Below are 15,857 nucleotides of genomic sequence, written 5' to 3'. Positions count from 1 at the left end.
CGTAGCCACAAGTTTTTTTCTGCCCTCCGGTTTTTCGGAACGGCGCCATTTAGATGACCAGAGATATGCCCGTGACGGCAGCGGAGGCGATGATGATTTGTAACTCCTGTGATTCAGAAAACCCGCCATCGGCCCGGTTCTGCGGCAAATGTGGTGCAAAGATTCAAACCGCTAAGCCCGGGGTCTTGGGCTGGCTGAACTCCAGCGCGACGCCCGGATGGGGCGGCAAGGTAATCATCGCGCTTAAATGGATCGCGGTGATTTACGTGGTACTGGCGCTGATCGGGACATTTTTGAGTTGATCGCGGGGTTCATCCCAAGCCCGCTGGTTCCGGGAGGGGACCTAGAATGGCCACAGTAATCAACGGTGAAAAGGTATTCCAGGACATCGTGATGGCCCTGATCGAGGATCTTGTCGGCGTGGCCATTCCGATGAAACAAACCTTCTACGCCGTGGCCAAACACGCGACTGTCGCCGCCTTCCGCGTGTACAAGACGCAGTTCGCCGGGGTCGAGCCCGAGGCCATGTCCGCCGTCTCGAACCTGAGCTATGCCCAGGCGCGCGACATAGCCCAGCGGGAGCTTGACCGGACCTGCATGAGCAAGGCGCAGAAGGACGAGCTGGTCAATTATCTGGCAGCCATTCCCATGACGTCACGCCAGGCACTGCGGAGCGGCAACAAGGACGGCCATGTCACGACGATGGTGTCGCAGGTGCCCCAGAGCGCCGAAGAGATGGCCAAGTTCGTGCCCCTTCGCGCGCCGCGGTTTCAGCCCGATGACACGTTGAGGGGGCATGATTTCCGGCTGGATACGCTGTTGGGAATGGGTGGGTTCGCCGAGGTCTGGAAAGCCTACCCGACGGAGTTCAACCGCGACAGGCCGGTGGCGCTGAAATTCTGCTTCGACAAGGCGCTGATGGCAGGGCTGAAGAACGAGATCCGCGTGCTGGACCGGATCGGCGGCTTTGATCCGGCGGCGGACAAGGATTTCGTGCAGCTGATGCAGACGAATTTCACCGCCGACCCGCCGTTTCTGGTCTTTGAATACATGGATGGCGGCAGTCTGGTGAACTGGGTCGAAGGCTTTGGCGGTGCCCGGCCCCAGGTCAGGGATGTCGTCAGCGTGATGAAGATGGCCGCGCGGGCCATGCAGGTTGCGCATGAAAGTGACATCGTGCATCGCGATCTGAAACCGGCCAACCTGATGATGTCCTCGGGCGGGCGCGTCAAGATCACCGATTTCGGCATCGGCTATGCGTTGGCGCAATCCGAACCCGCCGTGGGGGATGCCGACGACACCGAGATCACGCAAAGCGCCTATTTCCCCGGTGCCTTCACGCCGATGTATGCCGATCCGATGAAACCCCCCGGCGAGGGTCCGAACCCGCGCGATGACGTCTACGCGCTGGGGGTGATCTTCTTTCAGTTGCTGATGGGGTCGGTCACCACCAAGATGCAGGGCAACTGGCAATCCTATCTGCGGCATGCGCATGTGGATGACGATCTGATCCATATGATCGAAACCTGCACTGCGCCGCACCCGGAACGGTTCAAGGACGCTGGCGCGCTACTGGCGGCGCTGGAAAGGGTGCAACCCGCCAGCCGGGCGGATCAGCAGAAGAAGCGGAGCGATGCGCCGCCGAAGCAGAGCGCCCGTCCGCGCGGGACCACGGCGAAGGTCCGGGTGGTCTTTTGCACCAGCTGCGGCACGACCCGCCGCAAGGGGTATCGCTATTGCATCAAATGCGGCGCCGATCTGGACGCGGTCTAGGGCGCCGGCAACTCAGAGGTCGAATGTCGCAAAAACCGGCGCGTGGTCCGAGGGTTTGTCCCATCCCCGCGCGCCGCGCAGGATGCGGCTGGAATGGGCGGCGCCCGAGATGTCGGGGGTGGCCCAGACGTGATCCAGCCGGCGGCCCTTGTCGGCGGCGTCCCAGTCGCGGGCGCGGTAGCTCCACCAGCTGTAAAGCTGCCCTTCGGGGATATCGGCGCGGGTCACGTCGACCCATTTCCCGGCCTCCTGGGTCTGGGCCAGGTGTTCGACCTCGATGGGCGTATGGCTGACCACCTTCAGAAGCTGTTTGTGTGACCAGACATCATCCTCGCGCGGGGCGATGTTCAGATCGCCGACCAGGATGGATTTCCGCGGGGCGTCGGCATGGAATGAATCGCGCATATCCGTCAGGTAGTCCAGCTTCTGGCCGAACTTCTCGTTCTGTTCGCGGTCCGGCACGTCGCCGCCCGCGGGAACGTAGAAATTGTGGATGGTGACCCCGTTTTCCAGCTGTCCGGCGATATGGCGGGCGTGGCCGAGCCCGGCGAAATCCTGCGAGCTGACTTCCTGGATCGGCAGGCGCGACAGGATCGCCACGCCGTTATACCCCTTCTGCCCGCGCGCCAGCATATGGCGGTAGCCAAGGGCTGCAAAATCCTCAAGCGGGATCTTCTCGACCGGGGATTTGCATTCCTGCAGGCACAGCACATCCGGCGCCTCTTCGCTGAGCAGTTTGCAGACGATGGGGGCGCGCAGGCGGACCGAGTTGATGTTCCAGGTGGCGAGGGTGAAGGGCATGGGATTTCCTGTTGGCTCAGTTCCCTGCCTTAATATCGGAAAGCACGGAAAACAGAAGGGCCTGAAAAGCGCCGGGTGCTTCGATCTGGGGGATATGGCCAACATCTGTCAGCATGAGGGGCGGGCCCTGGCCGATCAGCGCGGCCAGTTCGGTGGCCTGTTCGGGCGGTGTCACGGTGTCGCGGTCGCCCCAGATAAGCCGCGTCGGCAGGCCAAGGGCCCGGTAGTTTTCAGGCCGGGTGCTGAGTGCGTCGGTTGGCGGCACCAGCAAAGAGGGCAGCCAATCGGCAAAGGCGGCGGTGGACCCCTCGATCACCATCGGGCGCTGCAGGATCGCGATCAGCTCGTCGGTGGCGGCGTCCTTGACGTACAAGAGCTGCGCCAGCAGCGTTCCGGTCAGCAGCGGGTTGGTGCCGGTCAGCGACACGAGGGTCCGGCGCAGCCAGGGCGGGCGCAGCGGCACGGGCAGGGGTTTCGGGGTCAGATGGCTGTTGAGGCCCAGGGCGCCGTCAATCATCACCAGCCCGGCAAAGGCATCCTGATCTATCATCACAGCTTCGGCCGCCGGGGCCGCGCCGAAGGAATGGGCAATCAGGGTCGGGCGGGTCTGCAGCGCCTCCGTCAGGGTCAGAATCCGCCGGGCCTGGGTTCGGCGGCCGTAATCGCCTGCTGCGTCGCGTTCGGAAAAGCCGAAGGGCGGCATGTCAAAGGCGATGACGCGGTACCCCTGACCGGCCAGGGCGGCCATCGTTTCGGCCCAGAGGCCCGACCATGCGGCGGTGCCATGCGCAAGCAGCAGGGGCGGGCCGCCTTCGGGCCCGGCCTCCTGCACGTAGATCGCGCCCATGGCGGTCTGAATCATACGGCCCGATTCCGGCCGGGCCTCGGCGGCGCTCTGGGTTTCGCGCAACATGGCCGCCGCGCGAAAGCCCAGTGTCGGGACCAGAACCGCGATCAGAAGCGCGATCAATATACGTTTGAGACGCTTCATGCACGACCCGCCCGGCTCAGCGGCAGTTCGGTCGTGTCCTTGATCTCTTCCATCACGAAACTGGCCGAGACATCGCCCATCGGCACCCGCGCGATCAGCGTCTGGTAGAGCCTGTCATAATCGGCCATGTCGGCCACGCGGGCGCGGATCAGGTAATCCAGCTCGCCGGTCATGCGGTAGACGCCGGTGATTTCGGGCGTGCCGCGCGTGGCGCGGGCGAATTTTTCCAGCCATGTCGCGTCATGCGCCGCCGCCTTGACCTGGATGAAGACCTCCAGCCCCAGACCGATCTTGGCCGGGTTCAGCAGGGCCACGCGGGCGCGGATGATACCCGCGGCCTCCATCGCCTTGATCCGTCGCCAGCAGGCGTTACGCGACAGGCCTACGCGATTGCCCAGTTCTTCCAGTGGCACATCGACGTTGCGCTGAATTTCTGTCAACAGCTTTCGGTCAAGTTCGTCAAGAACGCTCATACTTTGGTATCTACATGGGATATCATCCCGCATACAACAAATTTTCGTGGAGATTTGAGAAATTTTCAACCGCCGCACGGTGTAGATTGCTTGAAACACCACTCACGGAACAGGATCAATCCCATGATGAACCGCATTTTTCTGGACCACCCGCGCAGCGTCGATGAGACCTATTTCGAACACATGGCCTTTGCCGGAAAGTTCAGCCTGAAGCTTTTCGCGGCCGCGTTCTGCGCGCTGATCCACGCCATTCTGCCCTGCGCTTTCGAAAAGACGGCAAGCCGGATGATCGCGGAGATGTACGCCAGAACCCATAACCGGGGTCAGTAGAGCGCGGTTGTGTTGAGGGGCCGCTCTGAGCGTTACCCCGACAGTCGACAGGCGCCCTGCGAGGCTTGCACCGAAAGGAACAGCGGCCGCTCCGTCCGCATTACAGGTTTTTGAGATTGGACATTTTGCGGAACAATGGCGGGCCGGTGTGGCCGGCCCGCCAGAGAGCTAAAGGCGTTACCCGATGATCCCGTTCAGCGTTTCACTGGGGCGCATGACAGCGGCCAGCTTGGCCGGGTCAGCGGTGTAGTAACCGCCGGTATCCGCGGGCGATCCTTGGGCGGCGGCAAGTTCACCGGTGATCTTCGCCTCGTTTTCCGCCAGTGCCGCAGCAATCGGTGCGAATTCCTCGGCCAGCGCCGAATCGTCGGTCTGTGCCGCCAGCGCCTCGGCCCAATAGCGGGCGAACCAGTAATGGCTGTCGCGGTTATCGGGTTCACCGACCTTGCGGCTGGGCGAGCGTCCATTGTCCAGAATACCCTGGGTCGCGGTCTCGACCGCTTCGCCAAGTACCTTCGCGCGGGCGTTACCCCTGGCATCGGCCAGGAACTTGAAGCTTTCCCCCAGGGCGCAGAATTCGCCCAGACTGTCCCATCGCAGGTGGTTCTCGGCGTGCAGCTGCTGCACGTGCTTGGGGGCCGAGCCGCCGGCGCCGGTTTCAAACAACCCGCCGCCATTCATCAGCTTGACGATTGACAGCATCTTGGCCGAAGTCGCCAGTTCGAGGATCGGAAACAGGTCGGTCAGATAGTCGCGCAGCACGTTGCCGGTGATGGCGATGGTGTTTTCGCCCTTGGTGATGGTTTCCAGCGAGGCGCGGGAGGCCGCGCGCGGGGCCATGATCTCGAACTTGTCGGCGACGCCCTTGGCCTCGAGGATCGGTTTGACATAGGCGATCAGTTCCGCGTCATGCGCGCGGCTCTCGTCCAGCCAGAAGATCGCCCGGTAACCCGTGGCCTTCTGCCGTTCGATGGCCAGGTTCACCCAATCTTCGATCGGCGCCCTGCGGGCCGAGGCGGAACGCCAGATGTCGCCCTTTTCGACCTGATGCGTGTGCAGCACCGTACCATCGTCCAGCACCATCCTGACGGTGCCGTCTTCGGGGATTTCAAAGGTGGTCGGATGCGAGCCGTATTCCTCGGCCTTCTGCGCCATCAGCCCGAGATTCTGCACGGTGCCGGCGGTGGCCGGGTCAAGCTTGCCATTGGCCTTGAAGAACTTGATCGTCTCGTCATAGACCGGCGCGTAGCTGTCATCGGGGATGACGCAGACGGCATCGCCTTCCTTGCCGTCGGGGCCCCAGCCCTTGCCGCCGGCGCGGATCAGCGCGGGCATCGATGCGTCGATGATCACATCCGAGGGAACATGCAGGTTGGTGATCCCGCGGTCGCTGTCGACCATGTACATCGGCGGGCGGTCGGCCATGCAGGCATCGATTGCGGCCATGATATCGGCATTGCCCGAAACCTTGTCCAGCAGCGCGCCAAGACCCTGGTTCGGGTTCACGCCCAGTGCCGCCATCTCGTCGCCAAATTGCGCGAAGACCGGTGCAAGGAACGCTCTGACCGCATGGCCAAAGATGATCGGATCGGACACCTTCATCATCGTGGCCTTCATGTGCAGCGAAAACAGCACGCCCTCGGCCTTGGTCTTCTCGATCTCGTCGGCCAGGAAAGCATCGAGCGCCTGTGCCGACATGTAGGTGGCATCGACGACGGTACCGGCGGGGTAGGTGATGCCGTCTTTCAGCACCGTCTCGCCGGCGGCGGTTTCGAGCACGATTTTCGCCGTTGCTTCCCGGTCGAGCGTGGCGGAGGTTTCATTGGAGCGGAAATCACCGCCGGACATCGACGCGACGCGGGTCTTGCTGTCTGCGGACCAGTCACCCATCCGGTGCGGGTTGGCCTGCGCAAAGGCCTTGACGGCCTTGGCGGCGCGGCGGTCGGAATTGCCCTCGCGCAGGACCGGGTTCACCGCCGAGCCCTTGATCGTGTCATAGCGTGCGCGAACCTGCTTTTCGTCGTCGGTTTCGGGGCTTTCGGGATAGTCCGGAACAGAGAACCCCTTGTCCTGCAATTCCCGGATCGCGGCCACCAGCTGCGGGACCGAGGCCGAGATGTTGGGCAGCTTGATCACGTTGGCATCCGGCGTCTTCACCAGCTCTCCCAATTCCGCAAGATCGTCGGGGATGCGCTGATCCGCGCTCAGATGTTCGGGGAAGGTCGCCAGGATGCGCCCGGCCAGCGATATGTCCTTGGTGCCCACGGACACGCCGGCGGCGGCGGCAAATCGCTGGATGATCGGCAACAGCGACGCGCTGGCAAGTTCGGGTGCCTCGTCAACTTTGGTGTAGACAATATCTGGATTGGATGTGGTGGCCATCGGGGAACCCTTTCGATCCGGTTATGGATTTTCCTGCACGATATAGCAGGCAGGCAGTTTCTGAAAGTCGGTATGCAATAGTATACAGAGAAAGTCTAGACCTGCTCCGCAGATTCTTCCCTCCGTTTCAGCAACAGCATTATCATCGCGCCAAGGAAAGCACAGGCCAATACGCCGATGATCAGCGGTGTCGGTGTCCCGTCAAAGGCCAGGCCGATCGGAATCGCCAGCAGAACCGATCCGACGGTGGCCAGGCCCGAGATCAGGCTGGCGGCCATGCCGGCGACATGCCCCAACGGCTCCATCGCCAGCGAGGTCAGGTTGCCCAGGGTCAGCGATGCGCCGGCAAAGACCGTGGCCTGCCAGGCGAAATAGATGGCGAAGTGCCATCCCGGCGGCTGGCCGACATGCAGCAGCAACAGCGCCAGCGCGCAGCACAGTACCTGGACGCTCAGTGCCGCGGTCACCAGCCGCCGCATTCCGAAGCGCAGGACAAGCGCGGCATTGAGCAGGCTTGCCCCTGCGGAAATCAGCGCGATCAATCCGAACCAGTAGGGGAACTGTGCCGGGCGGTCATAGGTGTTGCCCACGATCTGCTGGATCGAGCTGAGAGAGGCGAAAAGCGCGGCAAAACAGAGCGTCATCACCGCCATCGCCAGAAGAACCGTGCGATGCGCCAGCACCTCGCGCACCGCGCGCCGCAACTCGTGCGGCCGGAAGGGGCGGCGGTGTCCGGGGGGCAGCGGCTCGGCCAGTTTGGCTGTCATCCACAGGCTGTAGAGGGCGGCGAAGCCCACAAAGCTGGCAAACACGCTCCGCCACCCGGCCAGCGCGATGATACCGCTGCCGATCAGCGGCGCGATGGCCGGCACGATCATGAAGATCATGGTGACGAAGGACATCAGCCGCGCCATTTCCCGCCCCGCGTAGAGATCGCGGATGATTGCCATCGACACGATGCGGGCGGCAGAAACGCCAAGGCCCTGCAGGATGCGCGACAGGATCAACAGCTCCAGCGACGGGGCGAACAGCGCCAGCAGCGAGGCCAGCATATAGATCGCCGTGCCTGCCAGGATGACCGGTTTGCGCCCGTACGCGTCCGAGAGCGGCCCGACCAGAAATGTCCCCAGCCCCATGCCGAGGACAAAGGTTGTCACGACAAGCTGCGCCCGGTTAAGCGCGCCGGGTGACAGTTCGGCCGCGATCTGGGGAAGGGCGGGCAGCATCGCGTCGATCGAAAACGCAACCACGCCGCCCATCATCGCCATCAGGGCAATGAATTCCACTTTGCCCATGCGGGGACGAGCGGTGGATAGCGTGTGATCCGTCATCCCAGACGCCTATCATTCCCGGCCGTGCCGAGCCAGATAGCGTTTCGCACAGCCCCGCCGTCATTTCCGCACAGTTGCCTGCGGTTCAGCCGTCCCGGCGGGCCGTATCCTCGACAGTGTCCCGAGCCATCCGCCGGGCCAGCCGCTCGGCATGTTCCTCGCGTTTCCTGACGGCAAAGGCGGCGAATTGCTGGATCGTCAGGGCAAAGACGCCAAGACCGGTGAAAATGAAGATCGTCGTGCCGATCTTGCCCAGTGTGGTTGCGGGCACAAGTTCGCCGTAGCCGACCGTTGACAGGGTGACGACGGTGAAGAAATAGGCATCAAGCCAGCTCCACCCCTCGACATGGCGGAAAAATACAGTGCCGGTGCTGATGATGAACGAAAGCAGGGAGAACAGCGTAATCAATCTGAGCATGACCATTCAGTTACCTTTCCTGTAGGTGGCAGGGTGGAACAGGGCCCATAGTGCCGCAGCCCAGATCAGGATTTCCAGCAGGAATACCGGATGCAGGACAAAGTTGAGCACCCAGTGGGCATGTCGGGCCGGAACCTGCAGCAGGTAAGAAAGCCGGTCGGAAAACGGCCAAAGCCACTTGATGCCTCCGGCGATCCCGTCGAGACAGAGATGTACCAGAACGGCCGCCAGAAACGCTGATGCCGGGCGCAGCCAACCGGGCCTGAACGCGTGCAACAGCGGCAGCAAGACAGCCGCCGACATGATCCAGAAGGCGGGCACATGAACCCAGTAGTGATGGTGGTGAAAGGCGCGGCTGTCGATCAGGTAGAACCAGACCAGGTCGATATCCGGTGCAACGCCGCCTGCCACCGCCGCCCAAAGCACCGGGCCCGCGCGCGCCATGGTCCGCCCGGTCAGGTATCCGGCCGGCAGATGCGCGGTTATCACGCCCGGCTGGCCGCGTCCGTCTTGGCGGCAAGCTCGTCGATTACCTGCAACCACAGTTCCGGGGGCTGACATCCGGGTACGGCCTGCTGACCGCCGACGATGAAGGTCGGCACGCCGGTGACGCCCATTTCACGGAATTGCCTGTCGCGGGCGCGAATGTCGTCCGTATCAGAATTGGTCTGCAGAAGCCGGTGGATCACGGCGCCGTCCATGCCAAGGCTGTCGGCCAGGTCGGCCAGGACCTCCTTGTCGCCGATATCGCGCCCATCGTCGAAATAGGCGGCGAAAAGCGCCATTGCCATCTGATCCTGCCGGTCCTCGATCCCCGCCCAATGGATCAGGCGGTGGGCATCGATGGTGTTGGGGGTGCGCCTGATTGCGGCAAAGTCGATCTTGAGCCCGGCCTGTTCGGCGCGCTCCACCACCGGGGCATAGGCGCGAATGGCGCCCTCTTTGCCGCCGAACTTGGTCTCGAGGTATTCGCGCCGGTCCATCCCTTCGGCGGGCATGTCGGGGTTAAGCTGGAACGGGTGCCATTCGACCACGAAAGGGTGGTCGGGCCGCTGTGCCAGCGCCTGATCCAGCAGGGTTTTCCCGATGTAACACCAGGGGCAGATCGGGTCGGAGATGATGTCGAGCTTGATCATTGCAGGCTTTCGTAAATCGGGCGCAGTTTGCGCCGCAGGAGTTTGCCATTGGCCCCGGTGGGCAGGCTATCCAGGTGGTAATAGCCGCGCGGGCGCTTGTAGGCGGCAAGCTTGTCGGCGGCAAGGGCGTCAAGTTCGTCCGCTGGCAGCGGCGCGGGGCCGGTGTAGAACGCCATGATCAGGCGGGCGTCCTGCTTGACCTCGATATCGGTGACGGCGGCCTGGGTGATGCCGGGGTGGGCGTTCAGCACCGCCTCGACCTCAAGCGGCGAGACCCGGTAGCCGCCCGCGTTCATCATGTCATCGGCGCGGCCCAGATAGGTGACCTGGCCGTCGGCGTCCATCACCCCAAGATCACCGGTCACGAACCAGTCGCCGCAAAACCGCGCCGCGGTGTCGTCTTCGGCGTGCAGATAGCCCAGCATCAGCCCCGGATCGTCGCGGTGGATGGCAATGGTGCCCTCGGCGCCCGCTTGTACGGGGCCGTCATCGCCCAGGATGGCGACCCGGCGGCCCGCCTGCGGACGTCCGAGCGTGCCCGCAGCGGCCGGGCCTGACGGGCTGCCCGAAATGAAGGTCGAACATTCGGACATACCGTAGGCCTCGTAGACCTCGGTGCCGGTGGCCGCCATCCAGGCGGTGCGCACCCGATCGGGCATCTTTTCCCCGGCCGAGAGCGCATGGCGCAGTTTCGGCAGGCTGATCGGTGCACCGTCCCTCAGGAACTTGCGGAAGACACCGGGCGCGGCGGCAAAGATCGTGGCATCGTGGCGCTTCATCAGCAGCGGCAGCTGTTCCGGCGTGACGCCTGGCTGGGGGATCAGGGCGGTAGCGCCGATGGTCCACGGATCCATCAGGCCGGTGCCCAGCGTGTAGGTCCAGTTGAAGGCACCCGCATGCAGCAGGCGGTCATCCTCGCGCAGTCCGTACCAGCCTTCGAACATCATCTGCCGCGCCCAGATGGCGCGATGGGCATGGGCCACGGCGCGCGGCACGCCCGAGGTGCCCGAGGTGTAGATTACATAGGCCAGCCGGTTCGGGTCACCCATGTCATAGGCTGCGGGCGGCAGATCGCGCATCGCCTCAAGCGTCCGCTGGTCGAGGGTCTTCGTCCCGGTTTCGGGGCAGGCGATGCCGTCACCCAGCAGGATCGCGGCAGGACGGATCGTATCCAGGATGCCGGCGACCTCGGTTTCGGTCAGTTGCGACGAGGTGGGTACCGGGACAAGCCCGACACTGAGGCAGGCCAGGTAGGCCACGGGAAATTCCACCGTGTTCCCCAGCCGCATCAGCACGATATCCCCGCGACTGAGGCCGGTTTCCAACAAACCTGTGGCCGTTCCAAGGATCGCCTCCTTCAGCCGGCCATAGCTCCAGCGTTCCGCACCCGACAGGCCCAGAACGGCCAGCGCCACCTTGTCGGGCATCTGGTCTGCGCGCCCCAGCACATGCGCGGCCATGTTGAAAGGTGCCGGGCAGGGGGGTGGCGGGCCCTGGTTGAATTCGGACATCATATTATTGGCTTAGGCTCCTGCCGTGCCGGTTGCAAGTGGCCGAAAGGCTGCGATAATACCGATCATGACGCAAAACCATGGCAGCCTGATCCGAATTGCCCGCGAAAACGGCAAATCGGTCGAGACCGAGCCGCTCAACCTAGGGGAGCGGGTGCGCGAGCTGCGCAAGGCGCGGAAATGGACGTTGGAACAGGCCGCCACGCAGGCGGGGCTGGCGCGTTCGACCCTGTCCAAGATCGAAAACGGCCAGATGTCGCCCACCTATGACGCGCTGAAAAAGCTGGCGGTGGGGCTGGAGATCTCGGTGCCGCAGCTGTTCACGCCGCCGCAGCGTGACAAGATCAACGGCCGGATGGCTGTGACCAAGGCCGGCACCGGCGCGCATCAGGCCACGGTGACCTACGAGCACGAATTGCTGGCCGAGACCCTGACCAAGAAACAGATGCTGCCCTACCGCGCCCGCATCCGCGCCCGCAATGTCGAGGAATTCGACGGCTGGGTGCGCCATGACGGCGAGGAGTTCCTGTATGTGCTGACCGGGGTGATCCGGCTTTATACCGAATTCTACGAACCGATCGAGATGCGCCGCGGCGACAGCGCCTATTACGATGCGACGATGGGGCATAACGTGGTGTCGGTCAGCGAGGAGGATGCGACGATCCTGTGGGTGACTTCGCTGGTCTGACCGGCTGCGCACTTGATGTGTCATGCGGCAGATAAACAGCCCCGCGCCCCATGTTCAGAACCTGCCCTGTTCGCTGAGAGTCCAACCCGTGAATTCGCCAGGACGCAGCGAATGGCTGCGTTCAGGCTTCCGCATAGCGCCTGAGCCGTTCTTCCAGAGTGCCGCTATGCAGTTCAAACATGTGGTTATCATAGTCGTAGAAATAGATCGAACGCCCCTCACCTTCTACGCGTGAGCGACCTTCACGCACCTCCAGACCGAGCGCCTTGATACGCTGAAGTCTGTTATCATACTCGTCTGGCGCCATTTTGAAGGCCACGTGGTTGTAGGTCTTGGCTGAAAGCGGATCGCCCTCCATCGTCGCCACCCAAACGCCGCCAATATCGAAGAACCGTTCTTTTGAAAGCGAGAAGGTTTTTTCGCCACTGTCATAGATCTTGTTGGCATCCAGAACTTTCGTAAGCATCTCTTCCATCTTGTCGAGATCGCTTACAATGAATGTCACGTGGCTCAGACCTTCAATCATCGCTTTTCTTCCGTAATTTTCGTCTGCCGACACGGTAGCGGAGGTTTGCCCAATGTTAGCAAACTACGCCTACCGTCAGCCCGAGCCGGACAGCATCCGGCCAAGCGGGCGACCGCCAAGGATATGGATGTGAAAATGCGGTACTTCCTGAACGCCGTGCTCCCCGGCATTGGCGATGGTGCGGTAGCCGGCGCCGTCTTCGCCGGGTTGAAGGTTTTTCATGCTGCAGATCTGCCCAACGGCGCGGTTGAAATCGATGATCTCGGCATCGCTGGCTTCGAGCGCAAAATGATCGTGGCAGACATATGCGCCTTTGGGGATCACCAGTACATGGACGGGGGCCTGAGGCTGAATATCGTTGAAGGCCAGCGTGTGCTCGGTCTCGAGCACGGTGTCATTCGGGATTTCGCCGCGCAGGATTTTGGCAAAGATATTCTGGTCATCGTAGCTGTAGGGCATGGGGCAGGGATCCTCAATCGGCAAAAAGATGTTCGTGCTCGGCTATCTTTTGCGCTTTCTCCACGGGGAGATCAAGGAACTGCGACAGCAGATCGGCGTTGCGGTCCGGTTCGGATGATTGGCGCATGATCATATGATTTTCAAACTCCGCATCCCTGATCCGATCCGATTCGAAGGTCATGTCGCCACGGATCGTGGGCAACAGCCGCTCAAGGGTTTCAGCCGGTGTCTGCTCGCCCGCCAGGCCGATGCGCATGGCATGCCCGGTCAGGTAGTCGTCGGTGAACTCGCACTGTATCTCCAGCAGCCTGGTGGTTGACCGATCGCTGCAGAAATCCTGCAGCAGATCCAGATTGCCAGGGTCAATGCAGACAATCAGGCGGTCGGTCTCGTAATAATCGAACAGCATTCGCATGAGCGCGCGGCGGTGGCGGGTACGTTTGCCGAGCGTCGCCTGAATGCCGCCCAGATCGGGCAGGGCGGTATCCTCCTCGTTGAACAGGTATTCGATCGCGGGAACATTGGTGACCTGCCGGATGCGTTCCAGCAGGCGTTTGGCCACGTGCCATTTCTTGCAGACCACGATCATCAATTCGCGTTCGCGGCCCAGCGTGCTTTCGGTCTCCCAGAAACGGCTGGCGAAACGGCGGCCGATCCGGCCCCGGCCGCTGAGGAATTTGAACAGGCTGCGTCCCTCGTTCGAGATCTGGAACTGCGCGTCGTCATCGGCGTAGAGCGCGCCCAGCCGTTCTTTGAGCTCCAAGGCCTCGGGGCTGATCTTGCGGGCAAACAGGAAATCCTGCGACAGCAGCAGATCATAGTGATCGTTGTAGAAGGTCACCGGCATCCCGTAATCGGTGAACATCAGAAAAGTCAGCGTGCGGACCTCGATCTCGGTTTCCGGGACGACATGGCGCACCAGGGTCTGAAAGAAGGTCTCGTCCGGGATCCACGTGGTGCGGAAGAACCGCATCACGTCGCGGCGCTGCCGGGTAAAGTCCAGTATCCACTCGACTGTGCGGCGGCGCAGGCACCACCACTGGCTGCCGATCTGAATCTGGATGTCATGGGGGATATCGCGCGTCAGCCGCAGTTTCCGCTGCGCATTGAAGCTGGCGTAGAACAGTCGCTTGTTCTTGCGTTCGTTGAAGAAATGGCGGTAGATCAGCCGCTCTTCCTTCATGCCGGTTTTGATCCAGTCGCTGTCGAAATAGTCAAAGCTCTCGATGTAATCCACGTCCCGGGCGTCAAGGAAATCATGCGCGTATTTTGCGGATTTGATCGCCGCGCAATCGCCCGAGAGCATGTAGAAATGCGTGGCCCTCGGGAATTCCCTGATCGCGGTGTCGATCGTGTTCAGCGTGGCCTGCACCAGCGACCATTCGCCCCAACCGCATTTGACGCGTTTCTTGGCAAAGGTCACGTTGGGGTTGTCTTTAAGGGCGGTGCGGATTTTCTGGTAGTGTTCCGATTTGGCGCGGGCATCGAAATGGATCGCCATGTAGTCGCCCGCTGCCGTCAGCATCTCTGCCTGGCCAATGATCGCATCGGGATCCTTGTGACACAGAAGAATGTAGGCGATTTTAGCCATACGGGAAACGATCTACCTGGCGCTGCTGCGATTGTTTACATTGTTAAGCATGAACAAGCGTTGAATAAACAGGGTTTCTTTGAATTTTTTAACGCGCTAGAAATCATAAAGCCCTCAAAGAACGGGCGGATCGAGCGCGGAGGCGGCAGAATGGGGTTTCCCGGCACCTGGATGACCGAAAGTGAAAGCGTGGTCTATCGCGTCGTGCCGAAATGCGCCTGCTCGACCATCGGCCAGATCATGTATTACTCGGATCACGGCGCGTTCTTTGACGGGGATATTCACGATGCGGTCGATGGCCTGCATAAATGGGCGCGCGAGGAAAGCCAGCCGGTGATCACGGCGAATGTCAAGGCGCACCAATCCTATGCCTTCACCTGCGTGCGCAACCCTTACACGCGGATCCTCAGCAGCTTTTTCGACAAGATCTGCGGCATTCAGCGCAATGGCAAACGCTATCGCGGCAAGCTGGTGCCGCTTCTGGTGCAGAAATACGGGATCGAAGTGGGCGGCGATGACGGCAAGCAGGAGTTCGACCAGATCAAGAGTTTCCGCCGCTTTCTGCTCTTTGCCCGGGACACGATCCGCTGGCGCCGCCCGATGGAGCCTGACATTCACTGGTCCGCGCAGGCGGGGCATGTGTCGACCTTCATTGCCAATGGCGGCACCTATGACAAGATCTTCTGGACCGAGAAGTTCAACGAGGGCATGGCGGCGGTGCTGAAATCCATCGACACGCCCAACAAGGTGGATATCGAGGCGATCCCCCGTTTCAATGAATCCGAAGGCCACGGCCCCAAGCGCGCGCACCCGGTCCAGGATTACTTCGACGATCTGTCGATGCACCTTGTCTACGAGATCTACAAACGCGATTTCGAGCTGTTCAGATATGACTTCCAGGATCCGTCGAACAAGATGCCCACCGGCGAGATCGACCTGGACGAGGTGCATGTCAAACTGGGAGAGTAGATGGCCGGATATTCGGGCAAACCGCTCCATGCCAAGCTGGGCCTGAAACCCGGCCAACGCGTTACTCTTGTCGCGGATTGTGATTTTGACGCCTACCAGAACCTGCTTGGGCCCGACGCGCCAGAGATTTCACTGACGGATACATTAACCCCTGGGGTGGAGGTCGTGCATCTGTTCACCGCGTCACGTGCTCATCTGCAGGCATTTCTGCCCGAGGCGCTGACGCAGTTGGCGCGGGACGGCATGATCTGGGTAAGCTGGCCGAAGAAGGCATCGAAACTGGCGTCGGATGTGACCGAGGACGAGATCCGGGAAATTGCATTACCCCTGGGGCTGGTAGACGTGAAGGTCTGCGCCGTCGATGCTACCTGGTCCGGGTTGAAGCTGATGCTACGGAAAGAACTGCGGTGAGGCACGCATGCAATACTCGCACAAGGTCAGGATTTCCAGACCTATCTATTTTTGCCGAAATGTTGAA

General features: G+C 61.8%; 18 protein-coding genes. 6 read left to right on the top strand and 12 right to left on the bottom strand.

The window, feature by feature from the left end; genetic code table 11:
* The first annotated feature begins 53 nt into the window (after positions 1-53).
* Both AAFO92_RS06770 and AAFO92_RS06765 read left to right on the top strand, forming a co-directional pair.
* Positions 54-302 carry a zinc-ribbon domain-containing protein gene (locus AAFO92_RS06770; protein WP_347533956.1) on the top strand — a complete coding sequence of 83 codons (249 nt, stop codon included), beginning with the start codon at positions 54-56 and terminating at the stop codon, positions 300-302.
* A 46-nt stretch (positions 303-348) separates the two neighbouring features.
* Positions 349-1,773 carry a protein kinase gene (locus tag AAFO92_RS06765; RefSeq protein ID WP_347533955.1) on the top strand — a complete coding sequence of 475 codons (1,425 nt, stop codon included), beginning with the start codon at positions 349-351 and terminating at the stop codon, positions 1,771-1,773.
* A gap of 12 nt (positions 1,774-1,785) precedes the next feature.
* On the opposite strand, the gene AAFO92_RS06760 is transcribed toward AAFO92_RS06765, so the two are convergent.
* From AAFO92_RS06760 to AAFO92_RS06750, 3 genes are read right to left on the bottom strand one after another with little or no spacing between them, the layout of a single operon-like run.
* The gene (locus AAFO92_RS06760; protein WP_347533954.1) at positions 1,786-2,574 is read right to left on the bottom strand and encodes an exodeoxyribonuclease III; all 789 of its coding nucleotides are present in this window, start codon (positions 2,572-2,574) and stop codon (positions 1,786-1,788) included.
* A 16-nt stretch (positions 2,575-2,590) separates the two neighbouring features.
* The gene (locus AAFO92_RS06755) at positions 2,591-3,565 is read right to left on the bottom strand and encodes an alpha/beta hydrolase (protein ID WP_347533953.1); all 975 of its coding nucleotides are present in this window, start codon (positions 3,563-3,565) and stop codon (positions 2,591-2,593) included.
* A complete protein-coding gene (locus AAFO92_RS06750; protein ID WP_347533952.1) occupies positions 3,562-4,038 on the bottom strand; it encodes an Lrp/AsnC family transcriptional regulator in 477 nt (158 codons plus the stop codon). Before AAFO92_RS06750 ends, AAFO92_RS06755 begins: the two co-directional genes overlap by 4 nt.
* A gap of 123 nt (positions 4,039-4,161) precedes the next feature.
* On the opposite strand from AAFO92_RS06750, the gene AAFO92_RS06745 reads away from it, so the two are divergent.
* Entirely contained in the window at positions 4,162-4,368 is a 207-nt protein-coding gene (locus tag AAFO92_RS06745; protein ID WP_347533951.1) for a DUF6356 family protein, read from the top strand.
* A 177-nt stretch (positions 4,369-4,545) separates the two neighbouring features.
* On the opposite strand, the gene AAFO92_RS06740 is transcribed toward AAFO92_RS06745, so the two are convergent.
* The 6 genes from AAFO92_RS06740 to AAFO92_RS06715 all read right to left on the bottom strand — a co-directional run bounded on the left by AAFO92_RS06740 (position 4,546) and on the right by AAFO92_RS06715 (position 11,149).
* Positions 4,546-6,750, bottom strand: coding sequence for an NADP-dependent isocitrate dehydrogenase (locus AAFO92_RS06740; protein ID WP_347533950.1), 2,205 nt, complete (start codon positions 6,748-6,750; stop codon positions 4,546-4,548).
* A gap of 95 nt (positions 6,751-6,845) precedes the next feature.
* Positions 6,846-8,081 carry a multidrug effflux MFS transporter gene (locus AAFO92_RS06735; RefSeq protein WP_347533949.1) on the bottom strand — a complete coding sequence of 412 codons (1,236 nt, stop codon included), beginning with the start codon at positions 8,079-8,081 and terminating at the stop codon, positions 6,846-6,848.
* An 85-nt stretch (positions 8,082-8,166) separates the two neighbouring features.
* Positions 8,167-8,499, bottom strand: a complete 333-nt coding sequence (locus tag AAFO92_RS06730; protein ID WP_347533948.1) for a potassium channel family protein — start codon at positions 8,497-8,499, stop codon at positions 8,167-8,169.
* A gap of 6 nt (positions 8,500-8,505) precedes the next feature.
* The gene (locus AAFO92_RS06725; RefSeq protein WP_347533947.1) at positions 8,506-9,060 is read right to left on the bottom strand and encodes a metal-dependent hydrolase; all 555 of its coding nucleotides are present in this window, start codon (positions 9,058-9,060) and stop codon (positions 8,506-8,508) included.
* Positions 8,985-9,635: a DsbA family oxidoreductase gene (locus AAFO92_RS06720; protein ID WP_347533946.1), complete on the bottom strand. Its 651-nt coding sequence runs from the start codon at positions 9,633-9,635 to the stop codon at positions 8,985-8,987. Before AAFO92_RS06720 ends, AAFO92_RS06725 begins: the two co-directional genes overlap by 76 nt.
* On the bottom strand, positions 9,632-11,149 hold the full coding sequence (locus AAFO92_RS06715; protein WP_347533945.1) for a class I adenylate-forming enzyme family protein: 1,518 nt from the start codon (positions 11,147-11,149) through the stop codon (positions 9,632-9,634). The genes AAFO92_RS06720 and AAFO92_RS06715 overlap by 4 nt, the downstream gene beginning before the upstream one ends.
* A 64-nt stretch (positions 11,150-11,213) precedes the next feature.
* On the opposite strand from AAFO92_RS06715, the gene AAFO92_RS06710 reads away from it, so the two are divergent.
* Entirely contained in the window at positions 11,214-11,834 is a 621-nt protein-coding gene (locus tag AAFO92_RS06710; RefSeq protein WP_347533944.1) for an XRE family transcriptional regulator, read from the top strand.
* A 121-nt stretch (positions 11,835-11,955) separates the two neighbouring features.
* On the opposite strand, the gene fosX is transcribed toward AAFO92_RS06710, so the two are convergent.
* The 3 genes from fosX to AAFO92_RS06695 form a co-directional block, all read right to left on the bottom strand.
* The gene (gene fosX / locus AAFO92_RS06705) at positions 11,956-12,360 is read right to left on the bottom strand and encodes a FosX/FosE/FosI family fosfomycin resistance hydrolase (RefSeq protein ID WP_347533943.1); all 405 of its coding nucleotides are present in this window, start codon (positions 12,358-12,360) and stop codon (positions 11,956-11,958) included.
* Positions 12,361-12,435: 75 nt separating this feature from the next.
* Positions 12,436-12,819, bottom strand: coding sequence for an HIT domain-containing protein (locus tag AAFO92_RS06700; protein WP_347533942.1), 384 nt, complete (start codon positions 12,817-12,819; stop codon positions 12,436-12,438).
* Positions 12,820-12,832: 13 nt separating this feature from the next.
* Positions 12,833-14,410 (bottom strand): DUF5928 domain-containing protein, encoded by a 1,578-nt coding sequence (locus AAFO92_RS06695; RefSeq protein ID WP_347533941.1) that lies wholly within the window; start codon positions 14,408-14,410, stop codon positions 12,833-12,835.
* A gap of 150 nt (positions 14,411-14,560) precedes the next feature.
* Between AAFO92_RS06695 and AAFO92_RS06690 the strand changes: the two genes are divergently transcribed.
* Both AAFO92_RS06690 and AAFO92_RS06685 read left to right on the top strand, forming a co-directional pair.
* The gene (locus AAFO92_RS06690; RefSeq protein ID WP_347533940.1) at positions 14,561-15,379 is read left to right on the top strand and encodes a sulfotransferase family protein; all 819 of its coding nucleotides are present in this window, start codon (positions 14,561-14,563) and stop codon (positions 15,377-15,379) included.
* Positions 15,380-15,790 carry a DUF3052 family protein gene (locus tag AAFO92_RS06685; protein WP_347533939.1) on the top strand — a complete coding sequence of 137 codons (411 nt, stop codon included), beginning with the start codon at positions 15,380-15,382 and terminating at the stop codon, positions 15,788-15,790.
* Positions 15,791-15,857: the final 67 nt, after the last annotated feature.

Source organism: Roseovarius sp. CAU 1744, assembly GCF_039839345.1.
Taxonomy (GTDB): Bacteria; Pseudomonadota; Alphaproteobacteria; order Rhodobacterales; family Rhodobacteraceae; genus Roseovarius.
The sequence above is the reverse complement of the archived record's forward strand: the minus strand, read 5'-3'. Positions and strand labels throughout refer to the sequence as shown.

Coding starts and splice junctions, on each gene's coding strand:
- AAFO92_RS06755 (WP_347533953.1), bottom strand. CDS start 3,565: ATGAAGCGTCTCAAACGTATATTGATCGCGCTTCTGATCGCGGTTCTG.
- AAFO92_RS06730 (WP_347533948.1), bottom strand. CDS start 8,499: ATGCTCAGATTGATTACGCTGTTCTCCCTGCTTTCGTTCATCATCAGC.
- AAFO92_RS06710 (WP_347533944.1), top strand. CDS start 11,214: ATGACGCAAAACCATGGCAGCCTGATCCGAATTGCCCGCGAAAACGGC.
- AAFO92_RS06685 (WP_347533939.1), top strand. CDS start 15,380: ATGGCCGGATATTCGGGCAAACCGCTCCATGCCAAGCTGGGCCTGAAA.
- AAFO92_RS06720 (WP_347533946.1), bottom strand. CDS start 9,635: ATGATCAAGCTCGACATCATCTCCGACCCGATCTGCCCCTGGTGTTAC.
- AAFO92_RS06695 (WP_347533941.1), bottom strand. CDS start 14,410: ATGGCTAAAATCGCCTACATTCTTCTGTGTCACAAGGATCCCGATGCG.
- AAFO92_RS06750 (WP_347533952.1), bottom strand. CDS start 4,038: ATGAGCGTTCTTGACGAACTTGACCGAAAGCTGTTGACAGAAATTCAG.
- AAFO92_RS06725 (WP_347533947.1), bottom strand. CDS start 9,060: ATGTCAGCCCCCGGAACTGTGGTTGCAGGTAATCGACGAGCTTGCCGC.
- AAFO92_RS06740 (WP_347533950.1), bottom strand. CDS start 6,750: ATGGCCACCACATCCAATCCAGATATTGTCTACACCAAAGTTGACGAG.
- AAFO92_RS06715 (WP_347533945.1), bottom strand. CDS start 11,149: ATGATGTCCGAATTCAACCAGGGCCCGCCACCCCCCTGCCCGGCACCT.
- fosX (WP_347533943.1), bottom strand. CDS start 12,360: ATGATTGAAGGTCTGAGCCACGTGACATTCATTGTAAGCGATCTCGAC.
- AAFO92_RS06700 (WP_347533942.1), bottom strand. CDS start 12,819: ATGCCCTACAGCTACGATGACCAGAATATCTTTGCCAAAATCCTGCGC.
- AAFO92_RS06760 (WP_347533954.1), bottom strand. CDS start 2,574: ATGCCCTTCACCCTCGCCACCTGGAACATCAACTCGGTCCGCCTGCGC.
- AAFO92_RS06690 (WP_347533940.1), top strand. CDS start 14,561: ATGGGGTTTCCCGGCACCTGGATGACCGAAAGTGAAAGCGTGGTCTAT.
- AAFO92_RS06735 (WP_347533949.1), bottom strand. CDS start 8,081: ATGACGGATCACACGCTATCCACCGCTCGTCCCCGCATGGGCAAAGTG.
- AAFO92_RS06770 (WP_347533956.1), top strand. CDS start 54: ATGACCAGAGATATGCCCGTGACGGCAGCGGAGGCGATGATGATTTGT.
- AAFO92_RS06745 (WP_347533951.1), top strand. CDS start 4,162: ATGATGAACCGCATTTTTCTGGACCACCCGCGCAGCGTCGATGAGACC.
- AAFO92_RS06765 (WP_347533955.1), top strand. CDS start 349: ATGGCCACAGTAATCAACGGTGAAAAGGTATTCCAGGACATCGTGATG.